Annotated in this window: 16 protein-coding genes; 12 read left to right on the top strand and 4 right to left on the bottom strand. The window is 48.0% G+C overall.

Annotated features, from left to right (window positions below; genetic code table 11):
• Positions 1–199 precede the first annotated feature (199 nt).
• The gene (locus IQ217_RS18905; protein WP_228023990.1) at positions 200–403 is read right to left on the bottom strand and encodes a hypothetical protein; all 204 of its coding nucleotides are present in this window, start codon (positions 401–403) and stop codon (positions 200–202) included.
• Between the two features lie 304 nt (positions 404–707).
• Between IQ217_RS18905 and IQ217_RS09015 the strand changes: the two genes are divergently transcribed.
• From IQ217_RS09015 to IQ217_RS09035, 5 genes are all read left to right on the top strand, one after another.
• Positions 708–872 carry a YqaE/Pmp3 family membrane protein gene (locus tag IQ217_RS09015; RefSeq protein ID WP_038530201.1) on the top strand — a complete coding sequence of 55 codons (165 nt, stop codon included), beginning with the start codon at positions 708–710 and terminating at the stop codon, positions 870–872.
• 93 nt (positions 873–965) lie between these two features.
• Positions 966–4,724: a hydantoinase B/oxoprolinase family protein gene (locus IQ217_RS09020; protein WP_194019695.1), complete on the top strand. Its 3,759-nt coding sequence runs from the start codon at positions 966–968 to the stop codon at positions 4,722–4,724.
• Complete coding sequence (locus IQ217_RS09025) at positions 4,708–5,178, top strand: CYTH domain-containing protein (protein ID WP_194019696.1); 471 nt, start codon at positions 4,708–4,710, stop codon at positions 5,176–5,178. Before IQ217_RS09020 ends, IQ217_RS09025 begins: the two co-directional genes overlap by 17 nt.
• 116 nt (positions 5,179–5,294) lie before the next feature.
• Entirely contained in the window at positions 5,295–5,549 is a 255-nt protein-coding gene (locus IQ217_RS09030; protein ID WP_190599289.1) for a CD225/dispanin family protein, read from the top strand.
• 53 nt (positions 5,550–5,602) lie between these two features.
• The gene (locus tag IQ217_RS09035) at positions 5,603–6,049 is read left to right on the top strand and encodes a DUF2752 domain-containing protein (protein ID WP_194019697.1); all 447 of its coding nucleotides are present in this window, start codon (positions 5,603–5,605) and stop codon (positions 6,047–6,049) included.
• Positions 6,050–6,140: 91 nt separating this feature from the next.
• Here the strand turns inward: IQ217_RS09035 and IQ217_RS09040 are convergent, their stop codons facing one another.
• Both IQ217_RS09040 and IQ217_RS09045 read right to left on the bottom strand, forming a co-directional pair.
• Positions 6,141–6,389 carry a DUF4926 domain-containing protein gene (locus tag IQ217_RS09040; protein ID WP_194019698.1) on the bottom strand — a complete coding sequence of 83 codons (249 nt, stop codon included), beginning with the start codon at positions 6,387–6,389 and terminating at the stop codon, positions 6,141–6,143.
• Positions 6,390–6,407: 18 nt separating this feature from the next.
• Entirely contained in the window at positions 6,408–6,740 is a 333-nt protein-coding gene (locus IQ217_RS09045; RefSeq protein ID WP_190599286.1) for a DUF6883 domain-containing protein, read from the bottom strand.
• Between the two features lie 204 nt (positions 6,741–6,944).
• On the opposite strand from IQ217_RS09045, the gene IQ217_RS09050 reads away from it, so the two are divergent.
• The 5 genes from IQ217_RS09050 to IQ217_RS09070 all read left to right on the top strand — a co-directional run bounded on the left by IQ217_RS09050 (position 6,945) and on the right by IQ217_RS09070 (position 10,509).
• Positions 6,945–7,139 (top strand): hypothetical protein, encoded by a 195-nt coding sequence (locus IQ217_RS09050; RefSeq protein ID WP_010873717.1) that lies wholly within the window; start codon positions 6,945–6,947, stop codon positions 7,137–7,139.
• 67 nt (positions 7,140–7,206) lie between these two features.
• Complete coding sequence (gene holA / locus IQ217_RS09055; protein WP_194019699.1) at positions 7,207–8,208, top strand: DNA polymerase III subunit delta; 1,002 nt, start codon at positions 7,207–7,209, stop codon at positions 8,206–8,208.
• Positions 8,209–8,268: 60 nt separating this feature from the next.
• Positions 8,269–8,955 (top strand): phosphatase PAP2 family protein, encoded by a 687-nt coding sequence (locus tag IQ217_RS09060; RefSeq protein WP_228016825.1) that lies wholly within the window; start codon positions 8,269–8,271, stop codon positions 8,953–8,955.
• A gap of 455 nt (positions 8,956–9,410) precedes the next feature.
• The gene (locus IQ217_RS09065) at positions 9,411–9,746 is read left to right on the top strand and encodes a translation initiation factor (protein WP_190599284.1); all 336 of its coding nucleotides are present in this window, start codon (positions 9,411–9,413) and stop codon (positions 9,744–9,746) included.
• Between the two features lie 94 nt (positions 9,747–9,840).
• Positions 9,841–10,509, top strand: coding sequence for a cyclic di-GMP-binding domain-containing protein, MshE-related (locus tag IQ217_RS09070; RefSeq protein WP_190599283.1), 669 nt, complete (start codon positions 9,841–9,843; stop codon positions 10,507–10,509).
• Between the two features lie 25 nt (positions 10,510–10,534).
• Here IQ217_RS09070 and IQ217_RS09075 read toward each other — a convergent pair whose 3' ends face one another.
• On the bottom strand, positions 10,535–12,031 hold the full coding sequence (locus tag IQ217_RS09075) for a DUF2779 domain-containing protein (protein WP_194019700.1): 1,497 nt from the start codon (positions 12,029–12,031) through the stop codon (positions 10,535–10,537).
• A gap of 324 nt (positions 12,032–12,355) precedes the next feature.
• Between IQ217_RS09075 and IQ217_RS09080 the strand changes: the two genes are divergently transcribed.
• Together IQ217_RS09080 and IQ217_RS09085 are read left to right on the top strand one after the other, a co-directional pair.
• Positions 12,356–13,042, top strand: a complete 687-nt coding sequence (locus IQ217_RS09080; protein WP_228016821.1) for a PHP domain-containing protein — start codon at positions 12,356–12,358, stop codon at positions 13,040–13,042.
• A gap of 246 nt (positions 13,043–13,288) precedes the next feature.
• Complete coding sequence (locus tag IQ217_RS09085; protein WP_194019702.1) at positions 13,289–15,010, top strand: diflavin flavoprotein; 1,722 nt, start codon at positions 13,289–13,291, stop codon at positions 15,008–15,010.
• Positions 15,011–15,049 lie beyond the last annotated feature (39 nt).

Here is a 15,049-nt window from a genome sequence, read left to right on the forward strand (position 1 = left end):
TTAAAAAAGCCTAACTTATTTTTCAGCTTCAATATAACAGTCATAATTTCGATCTTTTTTACCTTTATTTCTCAAAACGCCGGCCGCAACATCCCAGTTATGCTTAGAAGCCGCTGTGTAGGGCATACCATCACAGTAACCACCCACAAAATACCAGGAGTCTCGTTCAGCCGTAGAAACAGAACAACTTCCACCACCATTACCTCGACATACCTCGACAGTTACGAATGGCAGCTTGTCTGGCTTTCTCCATCGTTGAATGGCCGCTGGCCCAGCCCCAGCCCCTCACTCCCTGGGCGATCACCGAATAATCGGCCAAGGCCGGGGGCATAATAGAGCCCATGGTCAGCAAAGATAAACTATAGACAAAAGGCAGTCTTCTCAGCTTGAAAATAGTTCCCATGGCTGCACCGTTAGCTCATACCGACAAACTTACAAAAATATTACCCTAGTTTTCGCTAAAGGATCCCATTCCTTTAGAACTGTTTGATTAACTTTCGTTAAACTCCTTACGGGGCGATCGCCGTAGATAGGAATGGACGAGATACGGCAACGCCGAGATATTTACCTTAACTTTGCTAGTATTTATAAACCCAACTTTGTCAACATGGGGGGATGGGATAGCATAGTTCATGGGACACTTCTGCCTGTCTTTGCCGTTGGGCCCTCAAACAATCCTGGTTATCAAAACACATTGGAGTGAACTAATGGACATTGTTAAAATCATTTGCGCGATTCTTTTGCCGCCCCTGGGGGTTTTCTTACAGGTGGGCATTGGCAAAGACTTTTGGATTAACCTACTGCTAACCATTTTTGGGCTATACATCCTTGGCCTCGTCCATGCGATTTGGGTCATTGCCAGGGAAAATTAGTCTATCTGACTTAAGAAACATGGCCAGACGATTCAGTCTTGGTCTGGCCAGCCATGGTTAGCCACAGATTATTGCCCTCCAATCAAGTTCAACATGACCAAATTTTTTGTGGACCGGGGCGGAACGTTTACCGATATTGTTGCCATTACCAAAGATGAAAAGTTGGCCCAGCAATGCGCTCAAGATGGACGATTTAGCGTATTTGCCCTACCCACAAAAGAAACGGTAATTTTATTTAAATTATTATCAGAAAATCCTGAACTTTATAACGATGCAGTCATCCATGGCATCCGCACCATTTTAGGTTTAGTAACCACTGACCCCATTACCCCAGAAAAAGTTAGCTTGGTAAAAATGGGTACCACTGTGGCCACTAATGCCCTACTGGAGCGCAAAGGGGACCCCGTAGTTTTGGTAATGACCCAAGGATTCCGGGACGGGTTGGCGATCGCCTATCAGCATCGACCTGACATTTTTGCCCTGGAGATTAAAAAGCCTAGTCGGCTCTATAGCGAAGTCATTGAAGCGGTGGAAAGAATTGATGCCCAAGGAGAAATTTTACACCCCCTAGACCAGCATCAAATTAACCAGGACTTACAACAGGCTTACGACCAAGGAATTCGCAGTGTGGCGATCGCCTTAATGCACAGTTATCGCTATCCTGACCATGAATTAATCATTGCTGAAATTGCCCAAAAAATTGGCTTTACTCAAATTTCCCGTTCTTCTGAAGTTAGCCCCCTAATTAAATACATTTATCGAGGCGATACCACCGTAGTTGACGCCTACCTTTCCCCTCTGCTCCGGCGTTACGTTGACCAAGTGCAGGGGCAATTACCAGGGATAACAGTACAGTTTATGCAATCCCATGGGGGCCTGGTAGATAGTAGTCATTTCCAGGGGCGGGATAGTATCCTGTCTGGGCCAGCCGGGGGCATTGTTGGCGCGGTCAAAACTTCCCAGCGAGCAGGTTTTCGCCATATTATTACCTTTGACATGGGGGGAACCTCCACCGATGTCGCCCATTTTAATGGCACTTATGAACGATTGTGGGAAACGGAAATTGCCGGAGTCCGTTTGCGCGTACCAAGCTTAGCCATCCATACAGTGGCGGCGGGGGGCGGTTCCATTTTAAAATTTGACGGACAAAGATACCAAGTGGGGCCCGATTCTGCGGGGGCAAACCCTGGTCCAGTCTGTTACCGTCGGGGTGGGGCGCTAACAGTGACCGATGCCAATGTGATGGTGGGAAGATTGCAAAAAAACTATTTTCCCCCTGTGTTTGGCCCGCAAGGAAACCAACCCTTAGATATTGATATTGTTCAAAAAAAATTCACCGATTTAGCCACCCAAATTGCCCAATCCACCGCATCTCAACCTACCCCGGTGGAAGTGGCAGATGGTTTTCTGGCGATCGCCGTGGAAAATATGGCCAATGCCATTAAAAAAATTAGCTTACAACGGGGCTATGACTTAGAAAATTACACCCTTTGTTGCTTTGGGGGAGCAGGGGGGCAACTGGTTTGTCGATTAGGCGATCGCCTGGGCATTAGCAAAATTTTTCTCCATCCCTACAGCGGTGTACTTTCAGCCTATGGCATGGGTTTAGCTGAACAGAGGGCCCTCCGGGCCATGACCATTGAGCAACCTTTAACAGCGGAAAACCTAAGTAATTTACTCGCCCGTTATCAAACCTTAGAAATACAGTTGGCTGGGACTTTCACCACTGATCACAATAGCAATAATGACGAACAAAATCCTAATTATTCGCCCACCATACATCGTCAAATCGACCTGAAATACCAGGGCACTGACACCACATTAAGTCTCGATTTTTGCCAAGATTTAGCCAGTTTAACGGAACAATTCACCCATCAGCATCAGCGACGTTATGGTTTTAGTCAAACGGGTACTCCCCTCACCATTGCTTCCATTAGTTTAGAGTATATCCAACCGCTAGATTTGCCCCCAGAGCCCTGTTTAACTTCCGCAACAAAGCCGGCCCAGGCTGTGGAAATGGTGGATTTCTATGGCGATCGCCAATGGCATTCTATTCCTGTGTATCAACGCCAGCAGTTGGAACCGAGACAGGTAATCACAGGGCCAGCCATGATTGTGGAAGGCACCGGCACCATTGTGATTGATCCGGGTTGGCAAGCCCAGTTGGGATTAGCAAAACCAGGGGAACCCCAACCCTGCCATTTAATGTTGGAAAAAATAGCTAATAACACAGAAGATGGGGATGATTTAATTAATGGTCAAAATGAATTTAAAATTAATCTAAACACTCGCAATGAGGGAAATAGTAATGGGACTCCAGTCGATCCAGTGCGGCTAGAAATATTCAAAAATCTTTATCAATTCATTGCTGAAGAAATGGGCATTGTCCTGCAAAATACTGCCAGTTCAGTAAACATTAAAGAACGCCTTGATTTTTCCTGTGCCATTTTCGATTCCCACGGAGATTTGGTTGCTAATGCCCCCCATATTCCTGTCCATTTGGGCTCCATGGGAGAAAGTGTTAAAGCGCTTCTGCGCGATCGCCGTCAGCAATTGCAACCGGGGGATGTGTATCTCTCCAATGATCCCTATAACGGTGGTACCCACTTACCGGATGTGACGGTAATAACGCCTCTGTTTGACTCGACTGGCAAGGAAATTTTATTTTACGTTGCCTCCCGCGGACACCAAGCGGATTTGGGAGGAATTACCCCTGGTTCCATGCCGCCCCACAGTCAAAATATTAACCAAGAAGGCATTTTATTTGACAACGAGTTATTAGTTAAAGGGGGAGAGTTCCAAACAGAAGCTATTCGAGCCCATTTATTAGATAGTCCCTACCCCGCCCGTAATATTGAGCAAAATTTAGCTGACTTTTCTGCCCAAATTGCCGCCAATCAGCGGGGGATAATGGGTTTAGAAAATATGGTGGCCCAGTATGGCTTAAACACCGTGCAGCAATATATGCTCCATGTGCAAAACAATGCCCAACAAGCCGTAACCCAGGCGATCGCCAAGTTAAAGTCTGGTCAATTTATGACGGAAATGGACAATGGTATTCGCATTGCGGTGGCTATCACAGTTAACGTTTCCCAAGGTACTGTCACCATTGATTTTTCTGGCACTTCTCCCCAGGGCAATCATAATTTCAACACGCCCAAGGCGGTGGTGCAAGCGGTGGTTTTATACGTTTTTCGCACCCTCGTCCAGGAACCTATTCCCCTCAATGCTGGTTGTCTCAAACCGTTGAAGATTATTATTCCCCCCGGTTGCCTCCTCGATCCCCAATACCCAGCGGCGGTGGTGGCCGGTAATGTGGAAACATCCCAGGCGATCGCCGACACGTTATACGGAGCGTTGGGATGTCTGGCCGCTAGCCAGGGCACCATGAATAATCTCACCTTCGGCGATGGACAATACCAATACTATGAAACTATTGCTGGGGGCAGTGGGGCTGGTCCTAGTTTTGCCGGTTGTGACGCTGTGCAAACCCACATGACCAATTCCCGCTTGACTGACCCGGAAATTTTAGAAAGTCGTTTTCCTGTGTTATTAGAACAGTTTGCCATTCGCTCCCACAGCGGTGGTGGGGGACAATTCTCCGGTGGTAATGGCATCGTGCGCCAGTTTCAATTTCGTCAGTCTCTATCGGTGGCCATTTTGGCCAATCGGCGGCGGGTGGCTCCCTTTGGTTTGGCCGGGGGTGAACCGGGGGCAGTGGGGGAAAATTGGCTACTGCGTCATTCTGGGGATGAGTTACGGTTAGATGGTTGTGCCCAGGTGGATGTGGTCCCTGGCGATCGCCTAATAATTAAAACACCGGGAGGGGGAGGTTATGGCCGTCGAAATTGAACGTAAATTTCTCGTTGAAGATGACCGTTGGCGGAGTCTGGCCCAGGGTTATTTATACCGTCAGGGTTACATTGCCACCCAGGATCTAACCACTGTCCGAATTCGGACCATTGGCGATCAAGCCTATCTCACCATTAAAGGTAAAAATACCGGCATGACCCGCTTGGAATTTGAGTATGAAATTCCGGCCGTGGATGCCAATCAAATTTTGACGGAGCTTTGCTCACCGCCCTTGATTGAAAAATATCGTTATTGCCTCGATTATCAAGGTAAAACCTGGGAAGTGGACGAATTTTTGGGGGATAACCAGGGCCTAATTTTGGCGGAAGTGGAATTAACCGACGCCGATGAACAAATAAGTTTACCTCCCTGGATTGGCGAAGAAGTGACCAATGATGCCCGTTATTACAACGTAAATTTAGCCAAGCATCCCTACAAAAATTGGTCAAACTAATCACAGCCTACCAATCTCGGTAAATTGTGAAGAAAACGCAACAAAATGAACCATTAAGCTAATTTCTGTCTATCCTGACTGGTATATTCCAGTCTAATGAAAGATGAGTTTGTTATATGACAAATCAAAATGTACCAAATTATTTGGCACAATCCATTCTGGTGACCCTATTTTGTTGCCTACCCTTGGGCATTGTGGCCATTATCAAAGCATCGGAAGTTAATTCCCGTTTAGCTTCAGGGGACTATGAAGGCGCTGTGCGAGCTTCCAATGAAGCGAAAAAATTTTGTTGGTGGTCCTTTGGTGCCGGCATCATTTTTGTCGTTATCTATATTGTTCTTGCTGTGCTTGCCGCCATCTTTGGTCAGTAATTAAAGTTAGACTTTTTGACTTTGCTGTTGTTCACTATTCATCAACGAATACTATGTTTAGCTTGAAAAATCATTCCCTCTCTCCATTACTATCCCCTAAGGCCAAGGAGTATTTAGGATTCATTTTGGTAACCCTGACCATTGTTGTTGCTGGCACTCTCCTTTTCCTCTTTGATCCCGCTTCATCGAAGTTATTTCCCCCCAGTCCCTTTCGTAGTTTAACTGGGCTTTACTGTCCTGGTTGCGGTACTTTGCGGGCATTGCATCAACTGCTCCATGGCAATTTGGTGGGAGCTTTTGGACTAAATCCTTTAATGATTATCTCCCTCCCCTTTATGATCTACTCCTACGTTGCCTATGGTCTAAAAACCATTACTGGGCGGACTTTATTGGTTTGGTTTATTCCCCCCAAAATAATCTGGTTCATATTGCAGGCAATTTTGGCTTACTGGGTGGCCAGAAACATCCCCTTTGCTCCTTTTTCTTGGTTAGCCCCCTAATCTGAAATTCCAATCGTTTAAATAGTTAAATAGAGTGATTTATGGGCATCGGTGACGGGTAAAACTGATGCCATTTTTAACAACAGGAGCCTTATGATGCCACAACTACTGTCGCTTTTTTATCAGGTAATTTTGGCTCAAAATGTAAAACTATTATTTGATCTGGTCGTAATCCTAAAGATTCGTAGGTCCGCCCATGGCGGTCACTAAATTCGACTTCAAATGCTGTGCCATTTGCTAGGATATCCACTACTGTTCCCACCTGCCCTCGCCACAGATTGTACTGGGGTAAATCAACGGTTAAAGCCACCACATCCAATAAATTTACCGTACTATTCATTAAACTATCTCCACCGAACTATAGCGGATAACAAGTCGTCAATCTTGGCACTTCTGAGCCGTGCTCGATAATCCAGGCACTACGAAGGGTTCCACTTCTATTCTGCCATTCGATGTCAAAATCCAAAGTGTAGCGCTGACCAAATGCGTCTTTTCTTCCCAGTTTGACTTCATTACTTTGAACTACTGCCAGTAGAATCTGACGTAATTCTTCGGCATCATCATCGGTTATCCCAAAATTTGATAAAAAAAGCCGTGCTTTGTGTTTTCCATCTTCATGCTCTAGATTGAGGCAATAGTCACGGAGTTTACGAATGTCGACCACAGCTTTTTGGGCATTTGGGAGGAGCATAGAAATGACAGGGCTGAAAAGCAACCTCGAGATTATCTCAAAATTGGCTCATACCTCTTGAAGTTACTCTCAGCAACTACCATCTCCTCTGACGGCAAGAGTGGCGATCGCCTTGTCGGCTGACGGTTCCTGGTGGTTAATTTGCTAGAATGAGGACGGCATTTGCCCTTGGGCATTGTTTCTACTCTCGGCGCCTCAAGCACTATGGGATATTTAGTTTCGTTTGTTTTGTTGGTAGTCTACGTCGGTGGAGTCTGGCGTTTTCTTTCTGGCTATCGCCACACTAACTTTAACCGTAGCTTGGCAACCCGCATCTCCCTGGCTTTGCTTTGGCCTGGTTTACTCCTGGTCAATCCTTCCTACCGCAAAAATTTTCAAAAGGCCCTCAAAGGTCGTTAAAAGTTTGTTGGAAAAGCTCCCTGGCCAAAGCTTGAGGGGAGTTAGATAAAAATTCCGCAATGTTGCCATGCCCGTTCATTTTTATTGGGGCGAAGACCAATTTACCCTGCACCAAGCGGTTAAACAACTGCAAAAACGTTGTTTAGACCCCCAATGGGAAGCGTTTAATTTTGAGAAAATTCCGGGGGAACAGGCTGATGCCACCCAAAGAGGACTGGAACAAGCCCTAACCCCTCCCTTTGGCCATGGCGATCGCCTAGTGTGGGTGGTGGATTCCACCTTGGGACAGAGTTGTGATGATGCTCTGCTGACTAGGCTGCAAAAAAGTTTGCCCGCCATCCCCGCCGACTGCCATCTGCTGTTCACTTCCGGCAAAAAGCTCGATCGCCGCCTGAAATCTACTAAATGTTTGGAAGGTAATGCCACTATCCGGGAATTTGCCCTCATTTCCCCCTGGAATGTGGACGCTCTCATCCATCAAATCCAGGCGATCGCCCGGGATCTGCAACTGCCCTTGGCGGCGGAAACGGAAGGTTTTTTGGCGGAAGCGTTGGGTAATGATACTAGGTTGATTTGGAATGAGTTGGGCAAGCTCAAACTCTATAGCGAGAGCCAACCTGGCCCTTTAACGGTGTCCCAGGTGGAAGAGTTGGTCAATACCAGCACCCAAAATAGTTTGCAATTGGCCCAGGCGATCCGGGATGGGGAAACGGCCCAGGCATTACAATTGGTGGCGGATTTATTGCTCACCCATAACGAACCGGCTTTAAAGATTTTAGCTACCCTCACCGGCCAGTTCCGCACTTGGACATTAATCAAGCTCGCCTTGGAAGCAGGGGAAAAAGATGATAAGGCGATCGCCGCCCAAGCCGACCTCAGCAATCCTAAACGTTTATACTTTTTACGCAAGGAACTGCGGGGTATTACCGGCGGACAATTACTCAAAACCCTGCCCCTGTTGCTGGAATTGGAGTATCAACTAAAGCGGGGGGCGGACCCCTGTTCGAGCTTACAAACTAAGGTGATGGAACTATCATCATTGTTCCAGCCCATACACCGTCGCCGTTGATCTCCGTCGGTCGACAAATGGCCCTATGCTGAGAAATTGTCATTTCTTAAACCTTGCCCAATGAAGTCGTCGGCCCATACTCCTTTGCCTCCCTGGTTAACCATTGTCGGTCGGGTTCCTTTCTTTGTCTGCTTGGCGATCGTCGGATTGTTGATTGCCCTGGGGCACAATTTTAGGGAAGTGAACGATTTAAAGGAAATTGCCTTTGACATTGCCTTTTTGGATTTTTTGCATAAGGTAATTCCCGAAGCCATGGCCCCTTTTTGGATCAAGGTTTACAAAGGTACGGGGGTGGAACTAACCGCCACCATGATTGCCATCACCCTAGGTTTTTTAACTTGGAAACGCTACTGGTCCGAGATTAAATATCTAGTTTTTGCCACCCTGGGCATCCTTTTGCTCATTGACCAAGTGTTGAAGCCCTTTTTTAACCGGACTCGCCCTTTACCCCGTTTAGTGGATGTGGATGGACGCAGTTTCCCCAGTGGCCATGCGGCGGGGGGGGTGGTGTTTTATTTCTACCTGGCCTTTTTGTTGGTAGCTCACTTTCCCCAATACCGTTGGCACATTTATCTTGGTGCAACCCTTTGGGTCGGTTTCATTGGCATTGCCAGTATGTATTGTCGGGTTCATTGGGCAACGGATATCCTCGCTGGTTACGGAGTGGGCTTTATATGGTTAACCCTCAGTCTGTTTTTGCTCAAGCGAGAAAAGCCCGATGTTTATTTGCAATCTCGTCAAAACTAAAATGCTCCACCGGTTTTACCAAAATGTTGCGGCAAGTTGTCAGGAAAACTAAGTTTAAACTGGGCTAAATTTCTGGAGCTACTAGTGTTGCACAACGGTAATGGTTGGGAGCGCATTTTCCGGGGGAAGAACTCGGGTTAACTATCCCATCCCAACCGCCCCAACCTCTTTAGACATGGGCCAGTGTTCTGCAATCAGGCGAAGATTTCAAAATAGCCATGACTCGGAAAGGATAAGGATATTGATAAAACCCCCTGTCCCCCAGTCTGACTGGAACTTTAATGCGGAAATTGAAGCAATAGATCAAAACTTTACAAACAAACTCTCCCAATGACAGCTTTGAATCTGGTACTCTGGTAGTGAGTGTACTATTTTACCCAGGCGATCGGACGCTAATTTCCCAATTGGTTCCTGCTCGTTAACGTTGGCGCTACCCAGTATTTTTTCCCAGTCCTATGGCCAGCTCCAAACCCCCAGCTCGTATTGTTTACCAAGAATTTGGCCCGGTGGCAGATCCCATATCGGACGAGGAAATTGACCTTCCTCCCCAACAACAGAATGTCCGGATCCAAGCAACTCGCTCTGGCCGAAAAGGAAAAACAGTGACAGTAGTGAATGGTTTGCAATTGTCCACCCCGGGGCGACAAGCCCTACTCAAGGCTCTGAAAAATTTTTGTGGTAGTGGGGGCACCTTGAAGGAAGATTGTTTGGAAATCCAGGGCGATCAACGGGAGAAAATTCTCGCTTATTTGTTAAAGCAGGGCTACAAAGCTAAAATTAGTGGTGGTTAGATTATCAAAGCTCAATTACGCCTAATTAAGTCTTTTTTCTTTCATTCAGAGTCTATTTTGTCCGATTCTGAAATGCGCTCTTCCCCCATCCGCCATGGTCAGTAACAAAAAGCCCATCGGTATTATTCTCCAGGAAGCAAAACTAATTACCTCTGGGCAATTGGAAGTGGCTTTGTATGAACAAAAGCAGTTCGAGATGTTGCTGGGGGAAATTCTTTCTCACCATGGCTGGATTTCCCAGGAAACGGCGGATTTTTTCGTTGACCTCTGGCCCGCAATGGTGGGGCAACCGGTGCAGGGCCCCATTGGTTACTACCTGAAAATGGCCCATCTGCTGGATGAAGACCAGATTGAGCGTATTTTGCGCGAACAACAACGGTTGGGGGTACGCTTCGGTTCGGTGGCGGTGCTCAAGGGTTGGTTAAAGGAAGAAACAATTAACTTTTTTGTGAAAAATATTGCCGGTACGACTGAGGAAGATGTTTCTCCAGCGGCCTTAGTTCTACCGGTTCCTCAATTACAAATTCCTCCAGCCTCTCAATTAAAAATTCCTCGACGGCGATCGCCTGAGTTGATGGAGGCCCAAGCCAAGGAAACCTATCACCAGGAACGTTTACCGACCGGACAAGGGGAAAATATACTTCCCATAATCCCAGTCCCATCGAGGAAAACCACTGATTCTCCCCGGCAGGCGGCGGAAACCCTGATCTTGTTTGATGACCACCACCAAAGTCAGGGCAAAGAAGATGGGGAGAGCGACTAGACCATCCATGGCGTTTTGATCCCTCCTAATTCACCCTCAACTCCTGTTGTAAAACCTGATAAATTCTCACCATCCCCAGGGTGTCTAGGCCACAATAATCCCGCAGTTGCTGGGCCATTTCCGCCCTTCTATCCGGCAGAGAACATTCCAGGAGGGCTTCCCATACCAGGGGAGCTTCATTGCCAGACTTGATGGCCAAGTCGTCGTGGCAAAGCTGGGGCACCATGACCGGCAGAACTTTTTTGAGGGAATAGGAACCCTGGAAACCTGGATGGAAATAGGCTTTTTTAAAAACCACCTGTAAATCCCACAGGCGATCGATAATCTGATTAATTTTGGACCCATAGTTGGGGTAGGCCGCCGCCAATTGTTGTAATACGCCCTTTTCAAAGGATTGGTTATAAACCACCACTGAACCCCGATCGCCAATGTGATGTATCAGGGAAATCAGCAGGGGGAGGCGGGGATCGGAATTTTCCGTATGCAAATATTCAAAGTGCTCCAGGGAACCGTCCACATTGAGACGGTGGCAACTGTACTGAAAAATGCAACGTTCGTAGGGATGCAGACCGGCAAAACGGGGAATGGCACTGCTGTGGGTTTCCACATCAAAAAAATACAACGGTTGATCAAGGGGGATCTGGCCCAGCAATCGCCTTAATAAATCGTGGTCTATTTGGGGTTTTGCTTCCGTCATCCGGTCAATAAATGCTCTTTGCCTTTGGGTCAAAGGAAAGTCCGCCGGAATGTCCTCCAAGTCCCAGATATTAGACGCCATCAACCTTTGCAATTTATCTTGCTTCAACAGGGGGATGTCGAAAATTGAAATCGGGGGCACATTCTGCCAACAATGATCTTTAAACGGACAACGGTAAGGGCGATCACAATGGCTGCCAATGGGGACCTGGGGAGCGGTCGGTTCCGTCAACAATTTGCGGAATTCTGCCAGTTTTTGGGGCAACTGCTGGCGCCAACGTACCACCGCCGCCGTCACATCTTGATAGCAAAACCGTTCCTGCACTACACTCCAATTACGCGCCATGGGATTCACCACCATGAGGCTAGTTTTCTCTACCGTTAACCCCAACCCCTCCAACACGTAATGTTGCAAGGTTAAATCGGCTATGTGTTCGTCCTTGAGCTTGGTGGCGGATTTTACCTCAATAATTTCCCAGTTACCCGACGGTAAGCGTCGCAATACGTCACAGCGCACCAAAATATCGTCATACAAAAAAGCGGGCTCAAATAAACACTCCACCCCTTGCCCTGCCACCACTACTGTCAATTCCCAACTTTTTTCTAGGCAGTACTTCAGACTTCCATCCACCAATATGCCATTTTTAAAAGATTCCCGCGCCGCCACCCCGATCGCCTTACCTTGTTTAATTCTTTGTTCGGCGGCCAAGGACATGGGGGAAGCATCTTCTGGACGGCAGATAGACAACCACAGACGTTTCGGACAGTGCAACCCTGCCAAAAAGTAGGTCTTGCTGATGGGAAAAGACATGGTGGCCGACTCCATAGAAACCCAACCTTAAAACGGAGGTTCTGAGCAGAGAGAAAAATGGACGGGGTTCACTCTACCGATGTTATGCTTAAACCATTCCCCAGTGAGCTTTGGAAGAAAATAATTTCCAGTCTCAACCTAATGTAACCTAGCCTGGGCTCTGTGATTTTTTTGGCCTGCCTTTAAAAAGAAGAATTGGGAGAGTTCTGGTTGAGGAACTTTTTACTTGGGGGACGGGACGAGGAGTAAAAGCCAATTATGTAAAGTTTTGTTATTGTGGGGAAAGGGTGGGATGTATTTATATCCAGCACCAGCCCGTTGTCAAGATGGCATTTATTCATGGTTAACGACCTTATTTCTCCGCAGTCTCAACAGATGGAGCGCCAACTTACAACTGTTTGGCAGTCCTTGACCCCCACCAGTTGTCCACGGTTTTATAACTTTCATCTCCACACCCGATGTTCCGACGGTCAGATGACCCCAGAGGGCTTGATCGAACAGGCCATACACCAAGAATTACGGGGCTTGGCCATCACAGATCACCATTGTGTGGCGGGCTATTACCGGGCCCAACGCTGGCTCACTGAACATTGCCATTATCCAGGCCCCAGGCCCCAACTCTGGACTGGCATTGAGATTACTGCCAATTTAGACGGCACCGAAGTCCACATCCTCGGCTACGATTTTGACCCGACCCAACCGGTGTTAGACCCCTACCTGACTGGCGATCGCCCGGATAAATATTATGCCCAAGGGGCTAAGGTAATCAAGGCTATCCATGATGCCGGCGGTTTAGCGGTGTTGGCCCATCCGGCCCGGTACCGTCAACCCGCCAGTCAACTGATCCCAGCGGCGGCCCGCCATGGCATTGACGGAGTGGAAGCTTTTTATGCCTACGGCAACCCCAAACCTTGGCAGAGTTCTGTGCCCCAAATGGAAGAAGTCAGTTACCTGGGGGATTTGTATAACCTGTTCCGCACCTGTGGCACCGATAGCCATGGGGAAAGCATTATGTACCGTCTGTAAGATCCTCCCATCCCCCACGGGGACACCTAAAGCGTGGGATACCCTAGTTAACCCCAAAGTAGATTTGGGGACGGTCCAACTTTCAAGCATCATTGGGGAATTGGAAGAGTATTTGTCATGCAACCACAATGGTGGAAGTTGTGATGGTTTGATTTAAAAATATCAATGTTTGTTAACTTTCCCCCGCCCTGGCCCCTGGGATACACTGAACAGAGAGTTTTCCATTACCAGTCCTAGGAGTACGGCATGGTCACTACCCCCCTAGCTACCCAAAAACGGCTTTCCACCCAAACCGAGGCGATCGCCAAAAATATTACTGCTATCCGTTCCTTGGACTGGGACCGGGACCGATTTGATATTGAATTTGGCCTGCAAAACGGCACCACCTACAATTCCTATCTCATCCAAGCGGATCGGGTGGCCCTGGTGGATAGCTCCCACGAGAAGTTCCGCCGCTTATACCTGGATTTGCTACAGGGATTAATTGATCCCAAGGAAATTGATTATTTAATTGTCAGCCACACGGAGCCAGACCACAGCGGACTAGTAAAAGATATTCTGCAACTCAATCCCCAAATTACGGTGGTGGCCACCAAGGTGGCGCTGCAATTTCTGGATAACTTTGTCCATCAACCCTTTGAACGCATCCAGGTTAAAAGTGGCGATCGCCTAGATTTGGGCCAGGGCCATAATTTGGAGTTTGTCAGTGCCCCCAATCTCCACTGGCCGGACACCATGCTCACCTATGATCCCGCCACGGAAATTCTCTTCACCTGCGACGTGTTTGGCATGCACTACTGCTCCGATGCGGTTTTCGACACGGATTTGGACAAAATCGCACCGGATTACCAGTTTTACTACGATTGTCTGATGGGCCCCAACGCCCGTTCTGTGCTGGCAGCCATGAAGCGCATGGATAACCTGGGTACCATTAGCACCGTTGCCAACGGCCACGGCCCCCTACTGCGTTACAACGTCGCTGAATTATTACATCGCTACCGCCATTGGAGCGAATCCCAAAGCAAAGCGGAAAAAACCGTGGTGGTTTTCTATGTGGCCGATTACGGCTATGGCGATCGCCTTTCCCAGGCCATTGCCAAGGGCATTACCAAAACTGGAGTGGGGGTGGATATGGTGGACCTAAGCACCGCCGATCCCCAGGAAATTCAAGAATTGGTCGGCCATGCCAGTGGGGTGGTTCTGGGAATGCCTCCCTTGCAGGCCAGCGGGGATCTTAGTACCAATTTCGGCGCAGTGTTGGCCGCCATGCAGCCGAAACAAGTCTTTGGCCTATACGAATCCTATGGTGGGGATGATGAACCCATTGATCCCCTCCGCACCAAATTTTTAGACCTGGGTTTGCGGGAAGCTTTCACTGTGATCAAAGTCAAAGACACCCCCAGGGAAAGCACCTATCAACTCTGTGATGAGTCCGGTACGGATTTGGGCCAAAATTTGATCCAGGCGGCCAAAATTAAACAACTCAAATCCCTCGACAGCGACCTGGAAAAGGCGATCGGCCGCATCAGCGGCGGGCTTTATATCATCACCGCCCAAAAAGGGGAAGTCAAAGGGGCCATGTTGGCGTCCTGGGTTTCCCAAGCCAGCTTTAGTCCCCCTGGTTTCACCGTTGCTGTGGCCAAGGACCGGGCCATTGAATCCCTCATGCAGGTTGGCGATCGCTTTGTGTTGAATATTTTGGAAGAAGGTAATTATCAATCCCTGATGAAACACTTCCTCAAGCGTTTTCCCCCTGGGGCAGATCGTTTTGCCGGTGTCAAAACCCAAACCGCCGCCAATGGCTCTCCGATTTTGACCGATGCCTTGGCCTACCTGGAATGTGAAGTGGCCAGTCGCATGGAATGTAGTGACCATTGGATTGTTTACAGCCAAGTGACCAATGGCCGGGTAGCCAAAGCGGAAGGGTTAACCGCCGTACACCACCGCAAAGTGGGTAACTACTACTAATCGATTGCAATCAACCTACAACACTATTAAGAAAAATCC

Source organism: Synechocystis salina LEGE 00031, assembly GCF_015207985.1.
Lineage (GTDB): Bacteria > Cyanobacteriota > Cyanobacteriia > Cyanobacteriales > Microcystaceae > Synechocystis > Synechocystis salina.

What these genes read in the sequence shown, in the direction of transcription:
- IQ217_RS09070 (WP_190599283.1), top strand. Translation starts at nt 9,841, where the DNA reads ATGGTCAGTAACAAAAAGCCCATCGGTATTATTCTCCAGGAAGCAAAA.
- IQ217_RS09080 (WP_228016821.1), top strand. Translation starts at nt 12,356, where the DNA reads ATGGTTAACGACCTTATTTCTCCGCAGTCTCAACAGATGGAGCGCCAA.
- IQ217_RS09085 (WP_194019702.1), top strand. Translation starts at nt 13,289, where the DNA reads ATGGTCACTACCCCCCTAGCTACCCAAAAACGGCTTTCCACCCAAACC.
- IQ217_RS09025 (WP_194019696.1), top strand. Translation starts at nt 4,708, where the DNA reads ATGGCCGTCGAAATTGAACGTAAATTTCTCGTTGAAGATGACCGTTGG.
- IQ217_RS09035 (WP_194019697.1), top strand. Translation starts at nt 5,603, where the DNA reads ATGTTTAGCTTGAAAAATCATTCCCTCTCTCCATTACTATCCCCTAAG.
- IQ217_RS09050 (WP_010873717.1), top strand. Translation starts at nt 6,945, where the DNA reads ATGGGATATTTAGTTTCGTTTGTTTTGTTGGTAGTCTACGTCGGTGGA.
- IQ217_RS09040 (WP_194019698.1), bottom strand. Translation starts at nt 6,389, where the DNA reads ATGAATAGTACGGTAAATTTATTGGATGTGGTGGCTTTAACCGTTGAT.
- holA (WP_194019699.1), top strand. Translation starts at nt 7,207, where the DNA reads ATGCCCGTTCATTTTTATTGGGGCGAAGACCAATTTACCCTGCACCAA.
- IQ217_RS09015 (WP_038530201.1), top strand. Translation starts at nt 708, where the DNA reads ATGGACATTGTTAAAATCATTTGCGCGATTCTTTTGCCGCCCCTGGGG.
- IQ217_RS09045 (WP_190599286.1), bottom strand. Translation starts at nt 6,740, where the DNA reads ATGCTCCTCCCAAATGCCCAAAAAGCTGTGGTCGACATTCGTAAACTC.
- IQ217_RS18905 (WP_228023990.1), bottom strand. Translation starts at nt 403, where the DNA reads ATGGGAACTATTTTCAAGCTGAGAAGACTGCCTTTTGTCTATAGTTTA.
- IQ217_RS09065 (WP_190599284.1), top strand. Translation starts at nt 9,411, where the DNA reads ATGGCCAGCTCCAAACCCCCAGCTCGTATTGTTTACCAAGAATTTGGC.
- IQ217_RS09060 (WP_228016825.1), top strand. Translation starts at nt 8,269, where the DNA reads ATGAAGTCGTCGGCCCATACTCCTTTGCCTCCCTGGTTAACCATTGTC.
- IQ217_RS09030 (WP_190599289.1), top strand. Translation starts at nt 5,295, where the DNA reads ATGACAAATCAAAATGTACCAAATTATTTGGCACAATCCATTCTGGTG.
- IQ217_RS09075 (WP_194019700.1), bottom strand. Translation starts at nt 12,031, where the DNA reads ATGGAGTCGGCCACCATGTCTTTTCCCATCAGCAAGACCTACTTTTTG.
- IQ217_RS09020 (WP_194019695.1), top strand. Translation starts at nt 966, where the DNA reads ATGACCAAATTTTTTGTGGACCGGGGCGGAACGTTTACCGATATTGTT.